Source organism: Micromonospora sp. NPDC049662, from assembly GCF_040675055.1.
Taxonomy (GTDB): Bacteria; Actinomycetota; Actinomycetes; order Mycobacteriales; family Micromonosporaceae; genus Micromonospora.
Map to the genome: position 1 here is coordinate 24,695 of NZ_JBFAOC010000011.1, position 21,853 is coordinate 46,547.

Below are 21,853 nucleotides of genomic sequence, written 5' to 3' on the forward strand. Positions count from 1 at the left end.
ACCTCCTGACCCCCGCCACAACCTGACCGCCAACAGCCGGTGGGCCACCGACCGCCCGGTCCGGTCCGGCCGCTACGGTGTGCGGATGCGCGCGACGGCACGGGGTTGGACCGCGGTCTGGTTGGTCGTACTGGCCCTCGTCCAGGCGGCCGCCTTCCTCGCCGTGTGGCGGGTTGCCGTGCACACCGAGATCGGTCAGTGGGTCGACACGGTGGCCCTCACCGGCAACGAGATCGGTCACGACCGCATCGACGGGCCGGTGGACCGGATCCTGAACGCGATGTCGGTGGTGTCGCTGCTCGCCGCCACCGCGATGATCGGCTTCATCGCGCTCATCCGGGGGCGGATCGCCCTGGCCGTCACCGCGACCCTGCTCATCGCCGGGGCCAACGTCTCCACCCAACTACTCAAGTACGGGCTGAGCCGGCCCGACTTCGGCGTCGACCCGGAGCGGGCCGCGGTGGGCAACAGCCTCCCCAGCGGGCACACCGCGGTGGCCGCGTCGGTGGCGGTCGCGCTGATGCTCGTCCTGCCCCGCAAGGTGCGGGCCGTCGGAGCCTTCGTCGGCGCGCTCTACGCCGCCGTCGCCGGGGTGGCCACCCTCTCCGCCGGTTGGCACCGGCCCAGTGACGCGGTCGCCGCCTATCTGGTGGTGGGTGTCTGGGCGGCGCTGGCCGGGCTGCTCCTGCTGATCACCCAACGGGAGCAGGCCCAGATCGAGCCCGGCGACGCGCACCGCGTCGCCGCCGCCGTGCTCGGTGTCGCCGGAGTGCTCGCCCTGATCGCCTCCGGGCTGGCGCTCACCTGGCTGGTGGATCTGCGCGGGACCGGCCCGGAGGAGTTGGCCCGCCGACCGCTGTTCGCCGGGTACGCGGGCAGCGCCGCCGGCATCGCCGGGACGATGGCGGTGGTCATGGCGCTGGCGCTGACCGTCGTGCACCGGCTGGTACCCCGCGTGAAGGGTTGACCCGGCGAGCGTCCAGTGTGATCAGGCGCCCTGGCGGGGCGCGGGCACGTGCGGGGCGACGCCACGCAGGTGGGTGAGCACCACCGGATCGATCCGCCCCGGCACCAGGCGCTCCTCCAGATTCTCCAGCCCCGCCCAGGAGACCAGCGCCGCCTCCGGCCCGGCGTCGCCCACCGGGTGACCCAGCGCGGTGAGCAGCGCCGCCACCTCGTCGGCGAGCGCGCCACTCAGGTCGAGCAGCGTCGCCGGGTCGGGCCGGCTGAACAGCATCGTGTGCACGGTCAGCAGCCGACCGAGCTCGGCGACCGGGTCCGGATGGTCGTCCACCCGCAGGTCGACGACCACGTCGCTGGTGCCGCCGTACCCGCCGCCGCGCTCGACCACCAGCAGGCCGGCGCTCTGCCGGCCGCGCCGGTCCCCGCCGGCCTCGTCACCGGCCCGCAGCGCGGCGACCAGCCGCTCGGCGAACGGCAGCGCCGAGGCGCCCTGCCACGTCTCGCCCATCGCGTCGACCACCTCGGGGCCGGCCAGGATGTTGCCCTGCGCGGCCCAGCCGTCGCCGACGCGTCCGCCCGCCCAGGGATGGCAGGCCGGCCCGGTCCAGCTCGCGCCCGGCCCGCTGACGCCCACCACGGCGAGCTGCCGGTGCTGCCGCTCGGGGTCGGCGGCGACCAGGCCGGCCACCACGTCGGCGGCGGGCACCCCGGTGCGCAACAACGCGAGCCCCTGCGGACGATAGGCCAGGTTGACGTGCGCCTGGGTGGCCAGCGCGCCGACCTCTGCCGCGGCCGCCGGCACCAACGCTCCGGCGGCGAGGAACTTGCTGGCCACGACGACGCCGTGGCGGCGGCCGTCGGCGGAGCGGGCGACGAGGGAGAAGGTCACCCGCCGAGACTAGGGCGTGTGTCCGGTTCCTCGGCCGGCCAGGGGCTGTGAGACTCGACCCAACCGACCTGGTCGCGTACACCGGTGCTTCAGAACGGCGTCGCGGCGGCCTCCGGCGGCGCGCCGCGCGCCCGACGGGCGTCCGCGACCGCGACGCCGCCGAGCACGATCGTCCCGGTGGCGGTGGCGACCACCCCCGGCAGGAACAGCAGCGGTACGACCGCCGCCGCGAGCGCTCCGATGGCGATCCACCGGGACGGCGACACCCGCCCGAAAACCTCGTACTCGAAGCGGGCCCGGCCGGCCAGGAACAGCGCGGGTCCGCCGAGCACCATGACCACCCACGGCGCCGGGGCGTGGCCGAGTGGATGCTCGATCACCAGTTCGTAACCGATCGCCGTCGCGGCCAGACCGATCACCATGATCAGGTGAGTGTCGGCCGCCGAGCGGCCGATGTTGGCGGGGTGACGGGCCATCTGCACCGCCTCGCCCAGGATCTGCCCGGCGCGTTGCACATAGATCCGCCACAGCATGATCGACGTGGCCACCGCGAACGCGAACGCCCACAGGTGCCCCGACCCGTACGGACCCTTGCTGTACGCGAAACCGGCCACCAGGATCGTCTCGCCGAGCGCCACGAGGAAGAACTGCTGGTACCGCTCCGCCAGGTGCTCCCCGGCGATCTCCCACTTCGAGACCGTGGAGCGGCCCAGCCCCGGCACCGGCCAGCCGCACCGCGCGGCCAGGTACTCGGCCGCCAGGGCCACCGACCAGAGCACCACCTGCGTGTTGGTGTCCAGCAGCGCCCCGCTGATCCAGAGCACCCCCGTGACGGCGAACACGACCGCCATGCGCACCTTCAGCCGGCGGTACGGGTGCGGCCCCAACGCGATCGACAGGATCACCGGCCGGGTCACCTGCGCAACCACGTACGCCGTGGCGAACATGAGCGACGTCTCGGAGAACGCCCGAGGAACCGCCACCCCCATCACCATGCTGCTCACGAGCGCGGTCAACACGACGATCTGCAACGGCGCGCGGTACGGGTCGTAGCGGCTGGTCGTCCACGCGGTGCCCTGCCAGACCGACCAGAGCGCCAGCAGCAACAGCAGCGTCTTGCCGCTGCCGGTGATCGCCGCCGCGGCGTGGTCGCGGGCCGGCTCCCGGCTCAGATCCTCGAACGCCCGCGCGGAGATCCGGGTGAGCGCGAAGACGTACACCAGGTCGAAGAAGAGTTCCAGGAACGTCGCCCGGCCGGGCGCGGCCGCCGCCGGGACCGGCTCCAGGTGTCCTGCCGCCCTGGAACCCATGGTCAGCGGCCTGCGCCGGTGCTCCGGTCCACCTCGCAGTGGTAACACCTTCGCGGGCTGGGGCGCGGCGAACCGGCGATTAGGCCCACTAAGGGGATCTTGCTCAGGGGCGCCGTCACCAGGCAGGATCGATCGGTGACGAATCGATGGGGCATGACGGTGCCGTTGGGCGGAATTCCGCTGGCCGAGCACCAGGGGGTCTACGCGACCCTCGAGCGATCCGGGTTCACCGACGTGTGGTCGTCCGAGGTCGCCGGGACCGACGCGTTCACCCCGCTGGCCCTCGCCGCGGCGTGGCAGCCGCAGCTACGGCTGGGCACCGCGATCACCCCGGTCTTCACCCGTGGACCCGGGCTGCTCGCGATGAGCGCGGCGGCGCTGGCCGAGGCGGCACCGGGCCGGTTCGCGCTCGGCATCGGCGCGTCCTCCCCGGTGCTGGTGCGGGACTGGAACGCGGCGCGGTTCGACGAGCCGTTCCGGCGTACCCGGGACGTGCTGCGTTTCCTGCGGGCCGCCCTGCGCGGTGAGACGGTGGACGAGGTCTACGACACCTTCACCGTGCGCCGGTTCACCCTCGAACGCCCGCCCACGGCGCCGCCGCCGATCCTGCTCGCCGCGCTGCGCCCGGGGATGCTCCGGCTGGCCGGCGCCGAGGCCGACGGGGTCATCCTCAACTGGCTCAGCGCCGACGACGTGCCGCGAACCCTGGCCGAGCTGGGCGAGCGCCGGGCCGGCTTCGAGGTCGCCGCGCGGATCTTCGTCTGCCCCACCGAGGACGCCGCGTACGCCCGTACCCTCGGCCGCCGGCTCATCACCAGCTACCTGACGGTCCCGGCGTACGCCGAGTTCCACCGCTGGCTCGGCCGCGACGAAACGCTCGGGCCGATGTGGGCGGCGTGGGCGGCTGGCGACCGCCGCGCGGCCAGCGCGGCCGTGCCCGACGAGGTGGTCGACTCCCTGGTGCTGCACGGCTCACCCGAGCGGTGTCGGGCCCAGGCGCGGCGCTACGCCGAAGCCGGCGTGGACGTGCCGATCCTCGCGCTGCTGCCCACCCCGGAGGTGACCGCCGGGGGTGCCGCCGCGCTGACGACCCTCATCGCCCAACTCGGCGCCGAGCCGGCGGGAGCGTCCGCGTGAACCTGACCGACCGGGTCGTGGTCGTCACCGGAGGCGCCGGTGGCATCGGAACGGCCCTCGCGCGCCGCTTCGCCACCGAGGGCGCCGCCGCCGTGGTCGTCGCCGATCTGGACGCCGAGGCCGCGCGCGCCGTTGCCGAGGGCATTGGCCCGGTGGCGCACGCCGTCGCCGTCGACGTCACCGACGAGACCCAGGTACGGGCGCTCGTCGACGACACCGAACGGCGGTTCGGCCGCATCGACCTGTTCTGCGCCAACGCCGGGGTCACCACCGGCGGGGGAGTGGAGGTCGACGACGCGGGCTGGGACCGGGCGTGGCGGGTCAACGTGCTCGCCCACGTCTACTCGGCCCGTGCCGTGCTGCCCGGCATGCTCGCTCGCGGTGGCGGTCACCTGCTGCACACCTGCTCTGCGGCGGGGGTGCTGACCGCGGTGGGCGACGCCGCGTACACCGCCACGAAACACGCCTCGGTGGGCTTCGCCGAGTGGCTGGCCATCACCTACCGGGACCGGGGCATCCGGGTCAGCGCCCTCTGCCCGCAGGGGGTGGACACCCCGATGCTCGCCGACGGGATCGCCGAGGGGCACCTCGGCGCCCGGGTGATCACCGCCTCCGGCGCGGTGCTCACCCCGGACCAGGTCGCCGACGCGGCGATCGCCGGGCTCGCCGAGGAGCGGTTCCTGATCCTGCCGCACCCGGAGGTCGCCGACTACGCCCGCCGTCGCGCCGAGGACCCCGACGGCTGGCAGGCCGGCATGCGCAAACTCATCCGCCGTCTGACCGCCCGACAGTCTCCGAGTTGACCAAGAGGTTCGCGTCAGAAAGACGTCCACCGATGACGCGAACCTCTTGATCAGCGCCGGAGCCGGCGGGCGCGCCGGAGCCGGCGGGCGCGGCGGAGGGGATCGGGGTGGATGGACCAGAGCAGGCGACGCCACCACGGACGGGCCTCCCGCAACGTCGTCACGTAGGCGGTGGCCACCTCGGCGGCGCGGACCGCCTGGTCGGCCGTCGCGGTGCCCGGGGCGAAGCCCACCTGGTTGAGCAGCGTCGCCAGCTCGTCCACCGCCGGGTCGGTCGTCACCTCCGGTGGCGAACCAGCCGTGCGACGGGCGTCGACGAGGGCCTGCCGGGCGCGTCCGGCCACCTCGGTGGCCGCCAGGTCGTCGCCGACCGGCCGACCGGCCAGCCGCAGCGCGTCGGTCACCTCCCGCCAGGCGCCCGCGATCCGTTGGCCGGGGTCACCCCGCACCAACCGGCCCCGACTCAGCGAGCGGCGCATCGCCAGCAGGGTGAGCAGCAGCGCCCCCACCAGCAGCAGCAGCGACCCGCTGCCGCCAGCGACCAGCACCGGCCTGGACACCCCACCGCGCGCCGGCGGCCCGTCACCAGCGGCCACCGGCTCCGGCGACGCGCTCGGCTCCGCGGTGGGCGCGGGCACCTCCGACGGCGGCGGATCCTCGGGCGTGGGGCGGAAGTCCTCCTCCACCGGCCGCGGCTCGTTCTCCGGGCGGGGCAACGGGTCGAACGCCACCCAACCCAGCCCGTCGAACAGCACCTCCGGCCAGGCGTACGCGTCACCCGCCCGCACCGGCCCCTGACCACCCGAGGAGAAACCGACCACCACCCGCGTCGGCAGCCCGGAGAGCCGGCCGAGCACCGCGAACGCCGCCGCGAACTGCTCCGACGTGCCCCGCTGCCCGCCACCGTTGCGCGGGCCGAAGAGGAAGAAGGCCAGGTTCGGGTACGCGTGCCCGCTCGGCGCGTCCGCCACCACCCGGTAGTGCTCGGCCAGGAACTGCTCGATCGCCGCCGCCCGCGCGTACGGGGCGCCGTTCTCCTCGGCGAGCTGGGTCGCCAGCCGGCGCAGCGGATCCGGCACACCGTCCGCGACCCGCAGCACCCGGGCCACCTCCTCGCCGGCGGGCACGTTCGCGGTCGCCAGCAGGTTGTTGTCCGGGCGCTCCCGGACCGACGTCACCTCGTACCGCAGCCCCGGCGTCAACCCCTCCGGCCGGATCAGCGTCCCCGTCGCCGGGTCGTACGCCACCCGCGCGCCGCTGACCTCACGCGGCGTCGCCACGGCCGGGAGCAGCCGCCCCGTCAGCTCGGCCACGGTGATCTGCTGCCGGACGGTCTGCACCGTGCTGTCCCGGGCCGGCTCGCCGGCCGGCAGGATCCGCCCCGCGTTGCGGTACGTCGCGCCGACCCGCCAGGTGATCCCGTCGTAGTCACTGAGCACCGCCAGCCGGATCCGCACCCCGGCCGCCCTCGGCTCGTCCGCGTCGCCGGCCGGAGCGGTGGCGCCCGACGTACTCACGTCGAGGAGCTTCTGTTCCGGGTGCAGCGCCCACCCCGAGATCCGGATCAGCGGGTTCTCGTCGAGCGTCTCGACCTGCGGCGGCTCCACATAGCGGCGCGGGTCGACCGGCCGCCCGTCGACCTGACCGGCGACCACCGGGCCGAGCAGCGCCACCAGCCCGATCACCAGGACGACGCCGAGCGCCGCCGACGCCGCCAGCCGAAGTCGCACGGCCGCCCGTACCCCGGGGGCGAGACCGGCCGCCGGGTCGCCGCCGGCCGGTGACGCGCCGGTCGGCACGGCCAGCCCGACCGCCGCGACCGCGACGAACGCCACCGTCGCGCCGATCGCCGGTTCGGCGTTCGGGCCGACCACGTAGAGGGCCGCCGCGTAGAGCCCCGCCGCCGGCAGGTAGCCGAGCAACACCCGGCCGGTGCGCAACGCCACCTCCGCCCCGGCCAGACCGGCGAGCCAGGCCGCCACCACCGGCACCAGCACCGTGTCCGGAGTGGGCTCCACCGGGATCATCGCGGTGAGCAGGCGGGGAATGCCGTTGCGCGCCGCGTCCGCGCTCACCTCGAGCAGGCTGCCCGGCAGGTCGGCGCGGGCGGCGGCCAGGCGCAGCGACCACAGTGTCCACCCGGCCAACGCCACCATCGACACCGGCGCCACCAGCCACGACGGCAGCCGCCGGGCAGCCACGCTGGCCAGCACCGAACCCACCGCCGCGCCGATCACCAGCCGGGTCAGCAGGTCGCCCGCGTACACCCGGCCGAGCACCACCCCGGCGAGCGCGATGAGCGCGATGAGCGCCAGTGGCACGACGGCCGCCCGCAGCGCGCGCACCACCCGCCCCGCCGCGCTCGGGCCGCCCGCAGTCGCCTCCTGCGCCTCGCGCCGCGGCGCGAGGCCCGTCACCACCGGCGTACCCCGTCCCACTCGGCGGCGAACTGCGCGCCGTCCACCGCGTCGACCACCACCAGGCCGCCCGTGCCCGCCGGCGTCGGCTCCGCCGCGCCGAACACCCCGACCACCACCGACGGGTACGCGCCGCGCAGCGCACCGACGTGCCCCAGTCCGTCCCGCCCACCGGGGCCGGTCAGGAAGATCAGCGTGTCGCCGAGCCGGTCCTGACGCAGCCGGGTGGTGACGGCGCGCAGGGCGTCGTCGGAGTCGGACAGTTCGGCGGCGGCGAGCCGGTCCAGCGGCCCCACCCCGGCCGGCCCGCCCTCGATCGGCTCCGGGCCGACCAGCAGCAACAGCACCGGCAGGTCCGCGCGGTGCGCGGCGGTGACGACCGACGCCGCCGCCTCGCACGCGGACTCGAACGACTCCGCCACCCCGCCCGTGCGGTGCGGATGCGCGGCCGACCGGTTGTCCAGGAGGACGACCAGACTGGGCAGGCTGGTGTCCACGTTCTCCCGCACCATCAGCTCACCGACGCGGGCGCTCGTGCGCCAGTGCACCCGCCGCAGCTCGTCGCCGACCACGTACTCCCGCAGCGAGTCGAACGTGATCGACCCGTGCGGCACCCCGTCCACCCGACCGTCGAGGCTGCGCCCCGCACCGGTCGGCACCGCCGACAGCGGGTGGATCCGAGGGTGCACCCAGACCGGTGCCGTCTCCCCGTACGGTCGGGCGAGCGCCACCAGACCCAACGGGTCCCGCCGGGTCACCCGCAGCGGACCGACCGCCACCACCCCACGACGGTCGGTCGGCACGTCGTAGCGGACCTCGGTGTCCCGACCGGGACGCAGGCGCAGCAGCGGCACCGGCACCGCGCGGCTCCCGCACCGATCCTCGGCCAGCAGGTTCGCCGAGCGCAGCCGGCCGGCGTTGCGGACCGTCAACGTCATGCTCGCCGGTTCGCCGCGCGCCACCCGATCCGGGTCGGCGCGGCGCGCGACCACCAGCCGGGGCCGCCAGGCCGCCGTCAGCGCCGCGTAGCCGACGGCCGCGCCGGCCGCCGCGCCCAGCAACGTCAACTCGGGGTACGCGAACCGGAAACCGGTCCCCAGCAACACGACGGCGGCGACGAGCAGCCCGACCCCTCGGGCGGTGATCCCCATGGCGCTGCTGCCGGTCAGCCCTGCACCGGGGCCGGCTGCCCCGACGGCAGCGGCACCGGCACCGAGGCGATGGCCTGGCGCAGCACCTCCCCGGCGGTCATCCCGCGCACCTGCGCGTCCGGCGTCAGCAGCAGCCGGTGCGCGAACACCGGTTCGGCGAGCGCCTTGAGGTCCTCCGGCATGATCCAGCCCCGCCCGTCGATCAGCGCGTACGAGCACGCCGCCCGCGTCAACGCGATCACACCCCGAGGGCTCACCCCGACCCGTACCTGCGGATGGGTGCGGGTCGCGGCGGCCAGCCGGACCGCGTACGCGTACAGCGGCTCGGCGATGTGCACCCGACGCGCCATCCGGACCATCTCCCCGACGGTCGCCGTATCGGTGATCGGGGCGAGCGCCTCGGGGGAGCGGACCGTCGCGCCGCGCAGCACCTCCACCTCGACCGCCTCGTCCGGGTAGCCGACGGACAGCTTCACCAGGAAACGGTCGAGCTGCGCCTCGGGCAGCCGGTACGTGCCGTCCATCTCCACCGGGTTCTGGGTGGCGACCACCAGGAACGGCGCCGGCACCGGGTGTCGGACCCCGTCCACGGTGACGGTGTGCTCCTCCATCACCTCCAGCAGCGCCGACTGCGTCTTCGGCGACGCCCGGTTGATCTCGTCGGCGATCACGATGTTGGCGAACACCGGCCCCGGGTGGAACTCGAACTCCCTGCTCGCCTGGTTGAAGATCGTCACGCCGGACACGTCCGACGGGAGCAGGTCCGGGGTGAACTGGATGCGCCGCCACTGACCCTGCACCGTCGCGGCGATGGCCCGTGCCAGCGTCGTCTTACCGACCCCCGGCACGTCCTCCAGCAGCACGTGCCCCTGGGCGAACAGCGCCGTCAGCGCCAGCCGGACCACCTGCGGCTTGCCGAGCACCACCGCGTTGACGTTCTCGGCCAGCCGGGCGGCCAGGGCGGCGAAGCCCTGGACCTCCGGTTGGGTTAGCGGCTCGTGGGTGTTCACGGTCGGTGGTGCTCCTCGCCTGGTGGTTCAGCAGGTGGGCAGGACGTTGATGTTGTCGCCGCCTTCCAGGTTGAGCCAGGCCCAGGGGATGTAGTTCTTCCCCTTGTAGTCCACCTGCACCCACCAGGTGCTGCGCTTGTCGTTGTTGTAGATGTACGCGTAGACCTCTTCACCCGACTTCTTGCAGTACGCCTGCAAGCGTTGCCCGTTGGGCACCCAGCCGGCCTGCCGGTCGTTGTCCTGCCGCGGCACCTCGAAGATCTCGTTGCCGTTGCGTTCGCCGGGGATCTCCCGCGTGCAGTAGCTCGCCTCCGGGCCGGACGCGCCGTTGCGGCACGTCGCGATCCCGTACAGCGCCTGGGTGGTCTGCGCCCGCTTGGCGGTGCTACTGCCGGCGGCGTTGGTCGCCGTCACCGTGAACGTGTACGCCGTGCCCGGCGTCAGACCCGACATCGTGATGCTGGAACACGCCCCGGCCTTCGCCGGCTCACCCGACGTGCTCAGCGAGCAGGTGGCCCTGCCGCCGCCCGCGTCCACGGTGAACGTGACGGTCGCTCCCGTCGCCGTCGCCGACGAGCCGGTCACCGTCACCCGGGGCGCCGCGACCGTGCGGGCCGTGGCGGTGGCCTCCGGGCCCGGCCCGGCCTCGTTGACCGCCTTCACCTTCACCGTGACGTTCTGGCCGTTGCCCAGACCGGTGACGGTGGTGCGGGTCTCGGTCACCTCGGTGGTCTTGCCACCGACGTCCACCTGGTACTTCGTCACCGGTCGACCGTTCGCCTCGGCCGGCGACCACTGCACCGTGACCGCGCCCGGCTGGTCGGCGACCGTGCCGGCCTGCAGGTCGAGCGGACGACCCGGCGCCGCGAACGGCACCACCGTGTTGCTGACCGGCGAGGCCGCCGAGCCGGCGCCCTTGTCGTTGACCGCCACGACGGTGAACGCGTACTGCGTCCCGTACTCCAGCTCACCCGCCGGAACCACCAGCTCGGTCTTGGTCGACTCGCCGGCCGGCGCGTTCGTCCCCGCCGACGTGGCCGTCACCGCGTACTTGGCGATCTTGTTGCCCTGGGCGTTCGCGGCCGGCCACTTGACCACCACCGTGCCGTCCGGCCGCTCCTGCGCCGTGATGCTGGCCGGCGGATCGGGCACCGCGGCGGTCGGAGTGACCGGGTTGCTGCTGCGCGGCGGGCCGTCACCCTTGGCGTTCACGGCGTGCACCGCGAACCGGTACGTCTCGCCGTTGGTCAACCCCTTCACCTCGACCGCGCGCTGGTTGGCGCCCACCTCCAGGCGCTGACCGGCGCCCTGCACGACGTACTTGATGATCTCCGCGCCGTTCGCGGCGGCCGGCCGCCAACTCACCCGGGCCTGGGCGTTGCCGGCGGCGGCCGTGACGCTGCGCGGCGCGCTCGGCTTGCTCACCCGGGGCTTCTTCGGCGGCGGGGGCGCCGGCGGCGGGTCACCGCCCAACACGTCATTGGCGTACTTGTCGACCTCGCGCACCTGGTGCTTGTCGTCCACCACCCGAGCCGTCGCCGAGTCGGGCGAGTTGATGAACAGGTGGTTCTCCCGGACCTCCATCTCCAACGGTCCGGTCGCCTTGCCCTTGATGGTGTCGACCAACTGGCCGCCCGCGTCGAAGGAGTAGATGGTGCCGGTGGCCTCGTCGGCACAGTAGAACCGATCGGCCCACGCCACCGCCGGGCTCAGCCGGTCGCCGCTACCCGGCACCGTGAACGTGCGCTCCTCACCGACGTCCCCCACCACCAGCACCCGCCGCTCGGCCGGCACCGTCACCGGCACCCGCGGCCCCGACGTGCGGGCCGGCAACGCCGCGGGGCCGGGCAGCGTCAACGGCGTCGGGCGCACCTCGCCGCGCTGCACTCGCAGCAGCCGGCCGGCCGTCCGGTCCAGCACCGCCACTCCGTCGTCCAGCGTGGAGACCACCAGATCGTGGCTGGGGTCGGCGACGTCGTACGTCTCGACCCGCTCCGGGCTGAGCCCTCCGCCGGCCGGCGCGGCCGAGGCCGGCGCGGACGGCAGCTTCGCGGCGGTGACCGCCGAGACCGTGCCCTCGCTGGGCACCGCGATCCAGAGCCGGCCCGTACCGTCGAACGCGCCGCCGGTGATGCCCGGCGGATAGCGCACCGGTTCACCCACCGGGCTCAACGAGCGGGGGTCGAGCTGCCGCACGATGCCCTGCACCGCGTCGACGACGAACGCCGCGTCCTCGTGCAGGGCGACGCTCACACCCAGGCCGGGCGTGGTCGGCGTGGTCGCCGTGAGCTGCAACGTGGCCAGGTCCAGTGAACTGATCTGCCCCGTCTGCAGGTCCCGCAGGATCAGCAGCCGGTCGGTCTGAGCGACCTGCATCGGGTGCCGACGGGCACCCGGAATCTCGGTGCGGGTGTCCACCCGGGCCGTCACCCCGTTGACCCGGGCCAGCTCGCTGCGCACCCCGCTCCACAGCCAGGAACTCGCGTCGTAGTTGGCCACCGCGTTGTCCGCCGCGCCCAACCCCAGGACGGTCAGCCCCATGGCCGCCAGCAGCGCGGTGACCGTGCCCACCGTCACGAGCCCGCCTCGCAGTCGGGACCGGGAACGGGGGGCGTCGGTCCGCTCGGCGTCGTCGATGCTGGCCACAGCCGGCTGCCTTCCCTGAGTCGTGGCAGGTGGCGTACGCCTCGCGGCGACCCCTCCCCTGAGCCGGGTGCCATCATATGGCCCGGCCGGGAACGGGGGAACCCGCACCGTCACCCCTGTGGATACCGAGCGTGGGCGGCGGACGCCCAGCTCAGCTCCACAATCGTCAATCCGACGATGACCAGCTCCACGGCGCGGTGCTCAGCTCGGGGGTGTGGACCGCTCACGATCCGTGCACACCTGACCCGAGGTGGCGAAGCTGTCGGTCGAGTAGACGGCCAGCACCGTGAAGCAGTAGTCCACCCGGGAGCTGAGCCCGTTGACCGTGTGGCGGGTCCGCCCCGGCTCCACTGTCGCCATCACGCCGAGCGCCGACCCGGCCCGCCCACCCGCGACCATGAACGGCACCGTGCCCCCGGACGGATCCGTCCAGCTCAGCGTGATCGTCACCGCATCGTCGCTCAGCTTCAGGTCGCCGGGAGGGGGACCGGTCGTCGCCGGTGCCACCGTCACCGGTGTCCCGGACGGCGGCGGCGCGTCGTCACGGCTCAACACCACCGCGCCCAGGCCCGCGACCGCCACCAGGGCCACCCCGGCGGCCACCGCCGCGCCGATCACCGTCGCCCGGTTGCGGCCCGTCGAGCCAGTCCCATCGGTGTACGACGGCGCGTACGCCTCCTGCGGGTAGTACTGCCCCGGGTACACCTCGTGGCCGGCCGGGGCCTGCTGCGCCGGGTACCGCTGGCCGGCCGGGTACTGCTCGGCGGCCCGGTACTGCTCGGCGGCCGGGTAGGCGGGCGTGACCGGCGGGCCGTAGGGCGCGGCCAGGCCCGGCACCAGATCGTCCACCGGAGTCGACGCCGAGGCGCCATGTCCGCCGGTGAGGTGCGCCGGGCCGCCATGTCCACCCGGGACGGGTCCCGGTCCGCTGTGCTCGTTCAGGATCGGGGCGACAGGCGTCGTCGGGGCCCGTTCGAGGTTCGGTGCCCGGTCGGGCGGGGTAGCCAGATCTCCGGCGTCGGGCCTGCCCGGCTGGGGGGTCGACGGCCCGACGGCCGGGAACACCTCCGTCGACGCGGACGCGAAACCTGACGCTTCACCGGGTCCGGCCGACAGCGCTTCCGTGCCGCTGTCGCCCGGTCCAGGCCGCTGGGGCACGCCCGCCTGGCCGTCCCCGGTGCCCGGTGAACCCGGTGTGCCCCCAACGGCCGGGGTGGGCCGGACGTCCGTCGACCCAGGGGAGTCAGCATTCGACGCGGGCAGCGGTTGCGGAGGCGCGCTGCTGCTCCACGGCGGCGCGGTCAGTCCCCACGGCGGTGCGCTCACCGGAGGCGCCGACACCGGCTGGCTCTGCCCAGGTGGTGCCGATACGGGAAAGGCGGGCGGCCCGGATACCGGGAACGCTGAGGCCGGTGGGCCAGAAGCGGGGTGCGGCGGCGCGGACGTCGGGAATGCCGAGGCCGGGGGACCGGACACGGGGTAGGGCGGTGCGGACGTCGGGAATGCCTGGGCCGGCGGACCGGAGACGGGGTAGGCGTGGCCGGGTGGTCCGGACACCGGATTGGTGGGCGGCCCGACCAGCGGTTGGGGTTGGGCGGGCGGCCCGGAGACGGGTTGGTCGTACCCGGGCGGAGCGGACACCGGGCGGCCGGGCGGTACGGCTGGTCCGGAGGCCGGCGCCGAGGGCAGGGGTGGCCCGGAGACCGGCAGCGATGGTGCGGCGGGCGTCGCACCGGATGCGTGGTGCGTGGGCGTGCCCGCCGGACCGTTGGTCGTCGGGATCGCACCAGACGGTGCCGTACCTGCTGCCGTGACGGCCGGGCCGCTCGGCCCTGCCGCCGCGAGCCGAGCCGCCTCCTCGGCCAGCAGGGGCTCGATCTGCCGTACCTGAATCGTGGGTTCATCCCACCGCGGCGCTGGCGGGGGGCCGGTGTGCGGACCGGCGGAGGTCGGCGCGGTGGCGGGCGGTCCGGTCATGGGCGGTGTCTGCGGCCCGCCGGAGGCCGGGCGGATCGGCCCGTCGTTGGTGCGCTGGCGCGGCGGCGCGGACGGAGGCTGCTGCCGCAGGTGTGGGGTGGGCTGGGCGGCTACCCCGGGTGGTGGGCCGGCCACTGGCCGGGGTGTGGCCGCCTGCTGCTCGACCCGCTGGCGGGGCGGCATCGGCGGTGCGGCCGGCACCGGGGGGACGGCCGACGCGGGCCGCGTCGGACCGGCAGGGGTCGGGGAGGGCTGCGGCGCCCAGGGCGACGCGGGCGCTGGCGGACCGTCCGTTGTCGGGCGCATCGCGGCCAGGGTCGCCAGAGACAGCGTCGGGCCGGAGAGCGCCGAGCGGGCCCCGGAATCAATCGAGGTGCCGGTGGCGGAGGCCGGCGGTCCGACGTACGTCTGCTCCACGGCAGCGCTGCCCTCGCCGAGGTAGTCACGGGCGGCGCGTACGACTGGGTGGTTCTCCCCGAGCGCCGCGGGCCCGGCGCTGGCGACCCTGGTGTAGTTACGGCGGGCCTCGTGCCTGTTACCCAACTCCTCGGCGACCTCGGCCAGCTCGAAGGCGAGCGCGAGCATCGTCGGTTCGGAATGGTCCCAGCGCCGCTCGCCCGCCGCGAAGGCCTCCTCGAGCACCCGGCGGGCGGCGAGCGGGTCGTCCGCCTCGCGGTGCAGGCGGGCCAACAGGTGAGCGGTGTGCAACGTCTCGGGATGGTCCTCGCCGTACGGCGGACGGGCGGAGTCGACGGCGTCCGCGAGCAACGTCCGGGCGGCGTCGTGGTCGCCCGCCGCGCGTAGCGCGAGGGCCCGTTGCTGTACGGCGGCCAGGGGAGAGGGATGGGACACAGGGCAATGCTGCCGTCACCGGGCCGTCGACGCTACCCGGCCCTGCGCTCGAGCCGACTCTGGTGACCCTCAGTGGCGGTGTGAGCGGTGGCGGGAGGGTGATGTGCATGATCCATGGGCGCCGTGTACAGTAACTCCCCGTGCGGCCCGCTGGGCCGGCCTTCGGATGCAAGATCATCTGGGTCGGCAAGGTAGGCTGAACGAGCAAGTCCGGGTGGCGGAATGGCAGACGCGCTAGCTTGAGGTGCTAGTGCCCGTATAGGGCGTGGGGGTTCAAGTCCCCCCTCGGACACGAACCGAATCCCAACGGTGCGTGGCAAGATCGACATTTGCCCGCACCGTTTGTGATTCCGGGTCGTAGGTCAGGTGCAACCCGAGGCTGCGGTAGACCTCCAGCTTGTGTTCCGGCTCGGCGTCCCGCAGGGCGTCCACGAGGTCTCCGAGCTCCTCGACAATGGCGATGATCTGATCCTCGTTGAGGCGAGCGGGTATGCGGGGTTCTTCTTCGGCTGGCGCTTGGTGGCGTTGCTCGGCGCGTTGCCGTTCTGCCTGGGTTTCTCGCCGCGCTCGCCAAGACCAGCCAAGATCCCGATCACTGCCACTGGATCCCGATCGCACTATTTGCGGCCGCCAACCAGGACCACAACGCCGGCGCCTGGGTTGCCTCTGCCGACATGGCCACCATCGCTGGTCTCGCCCATCTCGCCTACGCGCCACGACCCGAAGCCCTCGAGGAGCACAGCTACCTCATCGAGGCGGCAAGACCCGCTGTTCGCGGGCGTACAGCTTCACGAGGTCGTGCGGGTGCCGTCCGCTGCGTCACGCCGAGCAACGTGCTACTTGGTGCCACCCACAGGCACTTGTTGGGCGGCCGCCGCAGGCGCTGCCAGATCGCTCAGGGTGACTGCTCGGTCTCCGGCTGAGGGTCGGTGTCGCCGCGAGGACGCTCGTCGCCCGCGACGAGGTAGCGACTTGCGCCGTCGCTTAGGAGCACGCCGAGCATCCACGACAGACCCGCGACGAACGCGAGATCAAAGGTCGCAACTCGTGTGAAGTGGCCGAGGGCCCAGCTGATCGCAGCAATTATTCCTGCTGGCCATGTCAGCCAGAACGATCGCACCGGAGTAGTCGTGAAGCCCACGGAACCTCCTGAGTTGTAGGTGTCGTTCATGACGACCATCCGCGCCCATCAGCTCCCCCGGTAGGTCGAGTAGCCGAACGGCCCGAGCAGCAGTGGTACGTGATGGTGCGCCCCTTTGTTGACGACCTGGAAGGTGACCACGATCTCGGGGTAGAAGGTATGGACGCCGCGATCGACGAAGTACCGCCCAGTGTCGAACCGGAGTCGGTGTACGCCCGCTTGGGGTGCGTACAGCTCGCGGACGCGCCCGTCGGCGTCGGTACAAGCCCGGGCGAGGTGCTGCCACGCGTCGCCATGACAGCGCTCGACGACGACCGCGAGTTCCGGCGCGGGGAGGCCGGTGGTGATGTCCAATACGTGAGTCGAGAGACTCATCAGCCCTCCGATCGCAGGAGTTTGCCCAGCCGGAGGCGGTTGATCGCGGCCAGGTCTGTGAGCGCTACCCGGCGCTCGGTCGCCGGGTCGTTCGCTAACCGGGAGCGGCAGATGGCGAGCAGCTCCGCCGCTGATCGTCCGTTCGCGTAAACCAGGTACAGGTGCCCGAAGCGCTCTTCGTAGGCCGCGTTGGCCTGGCCGAGACTCGTCAGCAGCTCCTCGTCCGCGGTGCCGACTCCTGCCTGCTCTCGCCGCGACCACTGTCCACCGCTGCCGCTCGTTGGCTTGCCGATCTGTGGGTGACCGGCCAACGCCTCGGCAAAGCCGGCCTCGTCGAGCATGGCGGTGCCGGCGTCGGAGGCCGCACAGAGCTCGTCCTCATTGGCGTAGGGCCGCCCGACGATGACCTCGGTCACCCATGCCTCTGCCGAGCAGCACCGGCGTAGGGCCGACCGGAGGCGCTCGTCTTCGGGCGCGGTGTTTAACCGATCCAGACTCCAGGTCGTCATCGGCTCACGCCACCGTCGGTGCCGGCTCGACTGCGATGACGCGTCCGCTCGTCGCTGTCGGTGCGCTGGGCTGCCTTGTTCGCCGCAAAAATGGTCAGGTTGCCGACGGGGCGAGGGCGTAGGGTGCGAGCGTCGATGGCTTTGGCCCTGACCGGTGCTCCGTCTATCCACACCTGCCCCAGGTCGTCCGCCGTGGCCAGCGCAAATACCTTCGCAAGTGCATCCTCTGGTCCGTTCGAGTGGCGTATGCCAATCTCCAGGACCGTGCCCGGACGGGGTCGTATCCAGATCGCGTCGAACCGCCTGCCGGCGCTCAGGTCGCCGATTTGGTCCCGCAGGCCCAGGGCCTGTGCCCCCGCCGCCGTGGCCATGTGCAACAGATGGGCAGCAGTGAGTGGCACGCCGTCCGCGCCGCGCAAACGTTGCAGGAGGTACGTCTGCAGCCCTTCTTTGAGAAGCGAGAAGCCGGTGCCCGCACCCACGTCGCAGCCGAGTGCCACAAGGACGCCGTGGGCGAGGTGGCGGTTGAGCGGGAACATGCCGCTGCCCAGCGCCGCGTTGCTCGTCGGGCAGTGCGCCACGCTGGCCTGGGCCTCGGCCAGCCGGGTCAGCTCGGTGTCAGTCGAATGCACGTTGTGTGCGAAGACGCTCTGTCGGCCGACCAGTCCGTGCCGGTCGTAGCAGTCCAGGTAGTTGGTGGTGCCGGACAGTCGCCGGACCGTGGCGACCTCGTCGAGGTTCTCGTTCAGGTGCGACGTGAACCAGCTGCCCACCACATCCCGGTGCAACTCCCCGCATGACGCGAGCAGTTCGTCGCTGCACGACAACGCGAACCGGGGGGTCACCGCGTACCGACTGCGTCCGACGCCGTGCCAGCGCCGTGCCAGCTCGCGGCCTTCGTCGTAACTGCGCTCTGCGGACGTGTGCAGCTCCGGCCGCAGCATCCGGTCACCGACGACCAGGCCGCTGGTGATCCGTAGGCCGTGCCCCGCGGCCGCCTGGAACAGTGCGTCCACCGCCGGCGCGAAGTGCGAGCCGAAAACCAGAGCGGTGGTCGTGCCTGCCGAGGTGAGGGCCGAGACGAACTCGCCGGCTAGCACGCGCGCGTAGTCGATCTCGGCGATCCGTGCCTCCTCGGGCAGCGCGCAGCGTTCCAACCATTCCAGCAACGGCATCCCGAGCGCACCGATGACGCGGACCTGCGGGAAGTGCACATGGGCGTCCACCAGGCCGGGTAGCAGGACTCCATCGGAGAGCTCGACCAGCTGTGCCTCCGGGTGTCGGGAGCGCAGCGTGGCAAAGGCATCCCGCTCGACGATCCGCCCGTCCTCGACGAGCAGCCCCGCATCGCCGTCACAGCGGAGCGCGCCGCCGCGGAACGGGTCGTCGGGAGTGTCGACGACCTGAGCGCGGTAGAGGGTCATGGCCGGGCCGCCGAGGGAGCGCGGTCGTCGGCCATCGCCTGGTGATGTTCCATCCTGCCCAGGAGATCGGCGGCGACGCTGACGGCGATCGTCGCGGGCTCCTTGCCGTGGATGTCGGCGAGCCCGATGGGCGTGGTGATGCGGGCGATGGCCGTGGCGTCGTGGCCCTGTGCGGCGAGTTCGGTGCGGAACCGGGCCCACTTGCCCGCCGAACCGATGAGGCCGATGGTGCCGAATTCACCGCCGCGCAGCATCGCGTCGCAGAGGGAGAGGTCCTCCGCATGGTCGTGCGTCATGATCAACGCGTAGGTGCCTGTGGGCAGCTCGCCGAGCACGGTCTCCGGCAGCACTGCCACCCGGTGGACGTGCACCCGGGCCACCGCATCGGAGAAGACCGCCAACCGGTCCTCGGTGAGCTGCTCCGGGCGGGTGTCGATGAGATGTAGGTCGATATCATGCCGAGCCAGGACACGAGCCAGCTCCAGGCCCACGTGCCCTACGCCGAAGACAGCCACCACCGGCGCCACGGGTAGCGATTCGAGCAACACCGTGACGGTCCCTCCGCAGCACTGCACCCCGTGCTCGTAGGGCGCTTTGTCGGACAGCGCGAGCGTGAACAGCTCGGGCGTCGGGCCGCCTGCGGCCAGCAGCGTACGGGCCCGGTCGATCGCGACCGCTTCCAGCTTGCCGCCGCCGATCGAGCCCCACGTCTGCGTTTCGCTCACCACGAGCTTCGCGCCGGCCGCGCGAGGGGCATGGCCGCGGACCGTCACGAGCGTGACGAGTACACCGGGCTCACGGACGCTGCGCAGGTGCGCCACCGCTGCCAGCCAGGTTCCCTCAGACATGACTCACCGTCCGCGGGGCCCGCTCCGGCGTCGGGTGCCCGGCGTTCGCCGCCCCACCCGGAGCGAGGTCCGCGTCCGCCGTGGGGCCGTGCCCGCCGCACGCCCGGGCCCGCTCGATCGCCCAGAAGACCGCCTCGGGGGTGGCCGGCGAGGCGAGGTCGATGCTGATGCCGGCGGGCCCGAACGCGGCCGCCGCCTGGCGCAGGGCCTCGCGCACGGAGAAGGCGAGCATCAGCGGCGGCTCGCCCACCGCCTTGGCGCCGTAGACCGCCCCCTCCTCGGCCGCGTCGGCCAACATCGTCACATTGAAGACCTCCGGCATCTCCGAGAAGCTGGGCAGCTTGTACGAGCTGGCCCCTCGCGTGGCCAGCTGGCCGCGCGCGGCTCCCGTGCCGGTGTTCCAACGGAGGTCCTCCAGGGTCAGCCAGCCCGCGCCCTGTACGAACCCGCCCTCGATCTGTCCGATGTCGATGAGCGGTGACAGGCTGTCCCCGACGTCGTGCACGATGTCCACCCGTCGCGTTCGGTACGTGCCCGTGAACCCGTCGACTTCGACCTCGGCGGCGGCCACCCCGTACGCGAAGTACTTGAACGGCGAGCCCTGCATCGCCGCTGAGTCCCAGTACAGCCCCTCGGTGCGGTAGAAACCCGCCGCGAACAGTTGCACCCGCTGGAAGTACGCGGTCCGCACCAGATCGTTCCACTCGACGCCGGTAGGGGCCCCGGTACCCCGCGCCACACCGTCGACGATGCTGATGTCGGCGGCGTTCAGCCCCAGCATGGTGGCGGCCACCCGGGTCAGCCGCTCGCGAAGCTGTTCGCAGGCCTGCCTGACCGCGCCACCGTTGAGGTCGGCACCGCAGCTCGCTGCGGTCGCCGAGGTGTTGGGCACCTTGTCGGTACGTGTGGGCGCCAGCCGCACCCGGCCCAGTGGAATGCCCAGCTCGGTTGCTGCTACCTGCAGCATCTTGGTGTGCAGGCCCTGACCCATCTCGGTGCCGCCATGGTTGATCAGCACCGACCCGTCCCGGTACACGTGCACGAGTGCGCCGGCCTGGTTGAACGCGGTGAGGTTGAACGAGATGCCGAACTTGACCGGCGTGACGGCCAGGCCACGTTTGGCATGCGGATGTGCGGCGTTGAAGGCCGCGACCTCCCGCTGCCGGGCGGCAATGTCACCGGTGTCGACGACCTGACGCCAGAGCCTGTCCAGCCGTTCCGGGTGCCGGACCAACTGGCCGTACGGCGTGGTCTGCCCGCGGCGGTAGAAGTTGCGTCGGCGCAGTTCCATCGGGTCGATGCCGAGCAGTGGGGCGCAGCGGCCGAGGATGTCCTCGATGACCAGCATCCCCTGCGGGCCCCCGAAGCCCCGGAAGGCAGTGCTGGATGTCTTGTGGGTGCGCACGATGCGGCCGTTGAGTCGTACATGTGGCAACCAGTACGCGTTGTCAACGTGGCACAGCGCGCGGGCCAGCACCGGCTCGGACAGGTCGAGGCTCCAGCCGCCGTCCGAGGTCAGGGTCGCTTCGAGCGCGAGCAGCCGGCCCGCCGCATCGAACCCGACCCGCCACTCGACGAGAAACCCGTGCCTCTTGCCCGACATGGTCAGGTCCTGGGCGCGGGTCAGGCGCACCCGTACCGGGCGGCCGGTGCACGTCGCGCCCAGCGCGGCGATGGCAGCGAGGCCGTGTGGCTGCATCTCCTTGCCGCCGAAGCCGCCGCCCATGCGCAGGCACTGGACGGTCACCTCGTTGCTGGCCCGGCCCAGCACGTGGGCGACTATCTCCTGGGTCTCCGAGGGGTGCTGGGTACTGCTCTGCACGAAGACCTGCCCGGCTTCGTCGACGTGGGCCAGCGAGCTGTGCGTCTCCAGGTAGAAGTGCTCCTGCCCGGCGATTTCGAGTTCCCCACCGAAGACGTGCACGGCGTCGGCCAGACCGGTCTCGACGTCGCCCCGCACCAGTTGCGGCATGGCGCCCTGGAAACTGTCGGCGGCGATCGCCTCCCGCACGGTCACGTAGGAGGGCAACGGCTCCGTCTCGACCTCCACGGCGGCCGCGCCCACACGTGCCGCCTCGTACGTCTCGGCGAGCACCCAACAGACGGCGTGGCCGAAGAACATGACTTCCTCGGGGAACAATGGCTCGTCCTGCTTGATCCCGGCGTCGTTCACTCCGGGCACATCGGCGGCCGTGAGCACCCGGACGACACCTGGCACGCGGAGCGCCGGGGCGACTCGCAGCGCGGTGACCCGGGCGTGCGCCTGGGGCACCTGTACCGGGTGGGCGTGCAGCACATCCTTGGTACGAGGGATCAGGTCGTCGGTGAACTGTGCCGCACCGGTGACGTGCAGCCGCGCACTCTCGTGCGGGACCGCTGCACCCACCGCGGGACTCTCCGG

16 protein-coding genes and 1 tRNA gene are annotated in these 21,853 nt (G+C 73.0%); 4 read left to right on the forward strand and 13 right to left on the reverse strand.

What is annotated here, in order from left to right:
• Nucleotides 1-79 precede the first annotated feature (79 nt).
• On the forward strand, nt 80-967 hold the full coding sequence (locus tag AB0J36_RS11360; protein ID WP_357128604.1) for a phosphatase PAP2 family protein: 888 nt from the start codon (nt 80-82) through the stop codon (nt 965-967).
• A gap of 21 nt (nt 968-988) precedes the next feature.
• Here the strand turns inward: AB0J36_RS11360 and AB0J36_RS11365 are convergent, their stop codons facing one another.
• Both AB0J36_RS11365 and AB0J36_RS11370 read right to left on the reverse strand, forming a co-directional pair.
• Nucleotides 989-1,852 carry a DUF1028 domain-containing protein gene (locus tag AB0J36_RS11365; protein ID WP_357128302.1) on the reverse strand — a complete coding sequence of 288 codons (864 nt, stop codon included), beginning with the start codon at nt 1,850-1,852 and terminating at the stop codon, nt 989-991.
• Between the two features lie 89 nt (nt 1,853-1,941).
• Nucleotides 1,942-3,162, reverse strand: a complete 1,221-nt coding sequence (locus AB0J36_RS11370; RefSeq protein WP_357128305.1) for a low temperature requirement protein A — start codon at nt 3,160-3,162, stop codon at nt 1,942-1,944.
• Nucleotides 3,163-3,315: 153 nt separating this feature from the next.
• On the opposite strand from AB0J36_RS11370, the gene AB0J36_RS11375 reads away from it, so the two are divergent.
• Both AB0J36_RS11375 and AB0J36_RS11380 read left to right on the forward strand, forming a co-directional pair.
• On the forward strand, nt 3,316-4,299 hold the full coding sequence (locus tag AB0J36_RS11375; RefSeq protein WP_357128607.1) for an LLM class F420-dependent oxidoreductase: 984 nt from the start codon (nt 3,316-3,318) through the stop codon (nt 4,297-4,299).
• The gene (locus AB0J36_RS11380; protein WP_357128308.1) at nt 4,296-5,102 is read left to right on the forward strand and encodes an SDR family oxidoreductase; all 807 of its coding nucleotides are present in this window, start codon (nt 4,296-4,298) and stop codon (nt 5,100-5,102) included. Before AB0J36_RS11375 ends, AB0J36_RS11380 begins: the two co-directional genes overlap by 4 nt.
• A 50-nt stretch (nt 5,103-5,152) precedes the next feature.
• On the opposite strand, the gene AB0J36_RS11385 is transcribed toward AB0J36_RS11380, so the two are convergent.
• From AB0J36_RS11385 to AB0J36_RS11405, 5 genes are all read right to left on the reverse strand, one after another.
• The gene (locus AB0J36_RS11385; protein ID WP_363660452.1) at nt 5,153-7,540 is read right to left on the reverse strand and encodes a transglutaminaseTgpA domain-containing protein; all 2,388 of its coding nucleotides are present in this window, start codon (nt 7,538-7,540) and stop codon (nt 5,153-5,155) included.
• Nucleotides 7,516-8,670: a DUF58 domain-containing protein gene (locus AB0J36_RS11390; RefSeq protein WP_357392379.1), complete on the reverse strand. Its 1,155-nt coding sequence runs from the start codon at nt 8,668-8,670 to the stop codon at nt 7,516-7,518. The genes AB0J36_RS11385 and AB0J36_RS11390 overlap by 25 nt, the downstream gene beginning before the upstream one ends.
• Nucleotides 8,671-8,684: 14 nt before the next feature.
• Nucleotides 8,685-9,680: a MoxR family ATPase gene (locus AB0J36_RS11395; RefSeq protein WP_357128317.1), complete on the reverse strand. Its 996-nt coding sequence runs from the start codon at nt 9,678-9,680 to the stop codon at nt 8,685-8,687.
• Between the two features lie 27 nt (nt 9,681-9,707).
• A complete protein-coding gene (locus AB0J36_RS11400) occupies nt 9,708-12,326 on the reverse strand; it encodes a fibronectin type III domain-containing protein (RefSeq protein ID WP_363660453.1) in 2,619 nt (872 codons plus the stop codon).
• Nucleotides 12,327-12,527: 201 nt separating this feature from the next.
• On the reverse strand, nt 12,528-15,155 hold the full coding sequence (locus AB0J36_RS11405; protein ID WP_357392380.1) for a tetratricopeptide repeat protein: 2,628 nt from the start codon (nt 15,153-15,155) through the stop codon (nt 12,528-12,530).
• 208 nt (nt 15,156-15,363) lie between these two features.
• On the opposite strand from AB0J36_RS11405, the gene AB0J36_RS11410 reads away from it, so the two are divergent.
• Nucleotides 15,364-15,447: transfer RNA gene (locus AB0J36_RS11410), tRNA-Leu, on the forward strand.
• A gap of 603 nt (nt 15,448-16,050) precedes the next feature.
• On the opposite strand, the gene AB0J36_RS11415 is transcribed toward AB0J36_RS11410, so the two are convergent.
• The 6 genes from AB0J36_RS11415 to xdhB are packed head-to-tail and all read right to left on the reverse strand — an operon-like array spanning nt 16,051 to nt 21,838.
• A complete protein-coding gene (locus AB0J36_RS11415; protein WP_357174189.1) occupies nt 16,051-16,326 on the reverse strand; it encodes a hypothetical protein in 276 nt (91 codons plus the stop codon).
• A gap of 18 nt (nt 16,327-16,344) precedes the next feature.
• On the reverse strand, nt 16,345-16,671 hold the full coding sequence (gene uraH, locus AB0J36_RS11420) for a hydroxyisourate hydrolase (RefSeq protein WP_281593054.1): 327 nt from the start codon (nt 16,669-16,671) through the stop codon (nt 16,345-16,347).
• A complete protein-coding gene (gene uraD / locus AB0J36_RS11425) occupies nt 16,671-17,180 on the reverse strand; it encodes a 2-oxo-4-hydroxy-4-carboxy-5-ureidoimidazoline decarboxylase (protein WP_281593052.1) in 510 nt (169 codons plus the stop codon). The genes uraH and uraD overlap by 1 nt, the downstream gene beginning before the upstream one ends.
• Nucleotides 17,177-18,604 (reverse strand): guanine deaminase, encoded by a 1,428-nt coding sequence (locus tag AB0J36_RS11430; protein WP_357128414.1) that lies wholly within the window; start codon nt 18,602-18,604, stop codon nt 17,177-17,179. Before AB0J36_RS11430 ends, uraD begins: the two co-directional genes overlap by 4 nt.
• On the reverse strand, nt 18,601-19,452 hold the full coding sequence (gene xdhC, locus AB0J36_RS11435) for a xanthine dehydrogenase accessory protein XdhC (RefSeq protein WP_281593050.1): 852 nt from the start codon (nt 19,450-19,452) through the stop codon (nt 18,601-18,603). The genes AB0J36_RS11430 and xdhC overlap by 4 nt, the downstream gene beginning before the upstream one ends.
• A complete protein-coding gene (xdhB, locus tag AB0J36_RS11440; RefSeq protein WP_357128421.1) occupies nt 19,445-21,838 on the reverse strand; it encodes a xanthine dehydrogenase molybdopterin binding subunit in 2,394 nt (797 codons plus the stop codon). Before xdhB ends, xdhC begins: the two co-directional genes overlap by 8 nt.
• Nucleotides 21,839-21,853 lie beyond the last annotated feature (15 nt).

What these genes read in the sequence shown, in the direction of transcription:
- AB0J36_RS11375 (WP_357128607.1), top strand. Translation starts at nt 3,316, where the DNA reads ATGACGGTGCCGTTGGGCGGAATTCCGCTGGCCGAGCACCAGGGGGTC.
- AB0J36_RS11370 (WP_357128305.1), bottom strand. Translation starts at nt 3,162, where the DNA reads ATGGGTTCCAGGGCGGCAGGACACCTGGAGCCGGTCCCGGCGGCGGCC.
- AB0J36_RS11430 (WP_357128414.1), bottom strand. Translation starts at nt 18,604, where the DNA reads ATGACCCTCTACCGCGCTCAGGTCGTCGACACTCCCGACGACCCGTTC.
- uraD (WP_281593052.1), bottom strand. Translation starts at nt 17,180, where the DNA reads ATGACGACCTGGAGTCTGGATCGGTTAAACACCGCGCCCGAAGACGAG.
- xdhC (WP_281593050.1), bottom strand. Translation starts at nt 19,452, where the DNA reads ATGTCTGAGGGAACCTGGCTGGCAGCGGTGGCGCACCTGCGCAGCGTC.
- AB0J36_RS11390 (WP_357392379.1), bottom strand. Translation starts at nt 8,670, where the DNA reads ATGGGGATCACCGCCCGAGGGGTCGGGCTGCTCGTCGCCGCCGTCGTG.
- AB0J36_RS11415 (WP_357174189.1), bottom strand. Translation starts at nt 16,326, where the DNA reads ATGAACGACACCTACAACTCAGGAGGTTCCGTGGGCTTCACGACTACT.
- uraH (WP_281593054.1), bottom strand. Translation starts at nt 16,671, where the DNA reads ATGAGTCTCTCGACTCACGTATTGGACATCACCACCGGCCTCCCCGCG.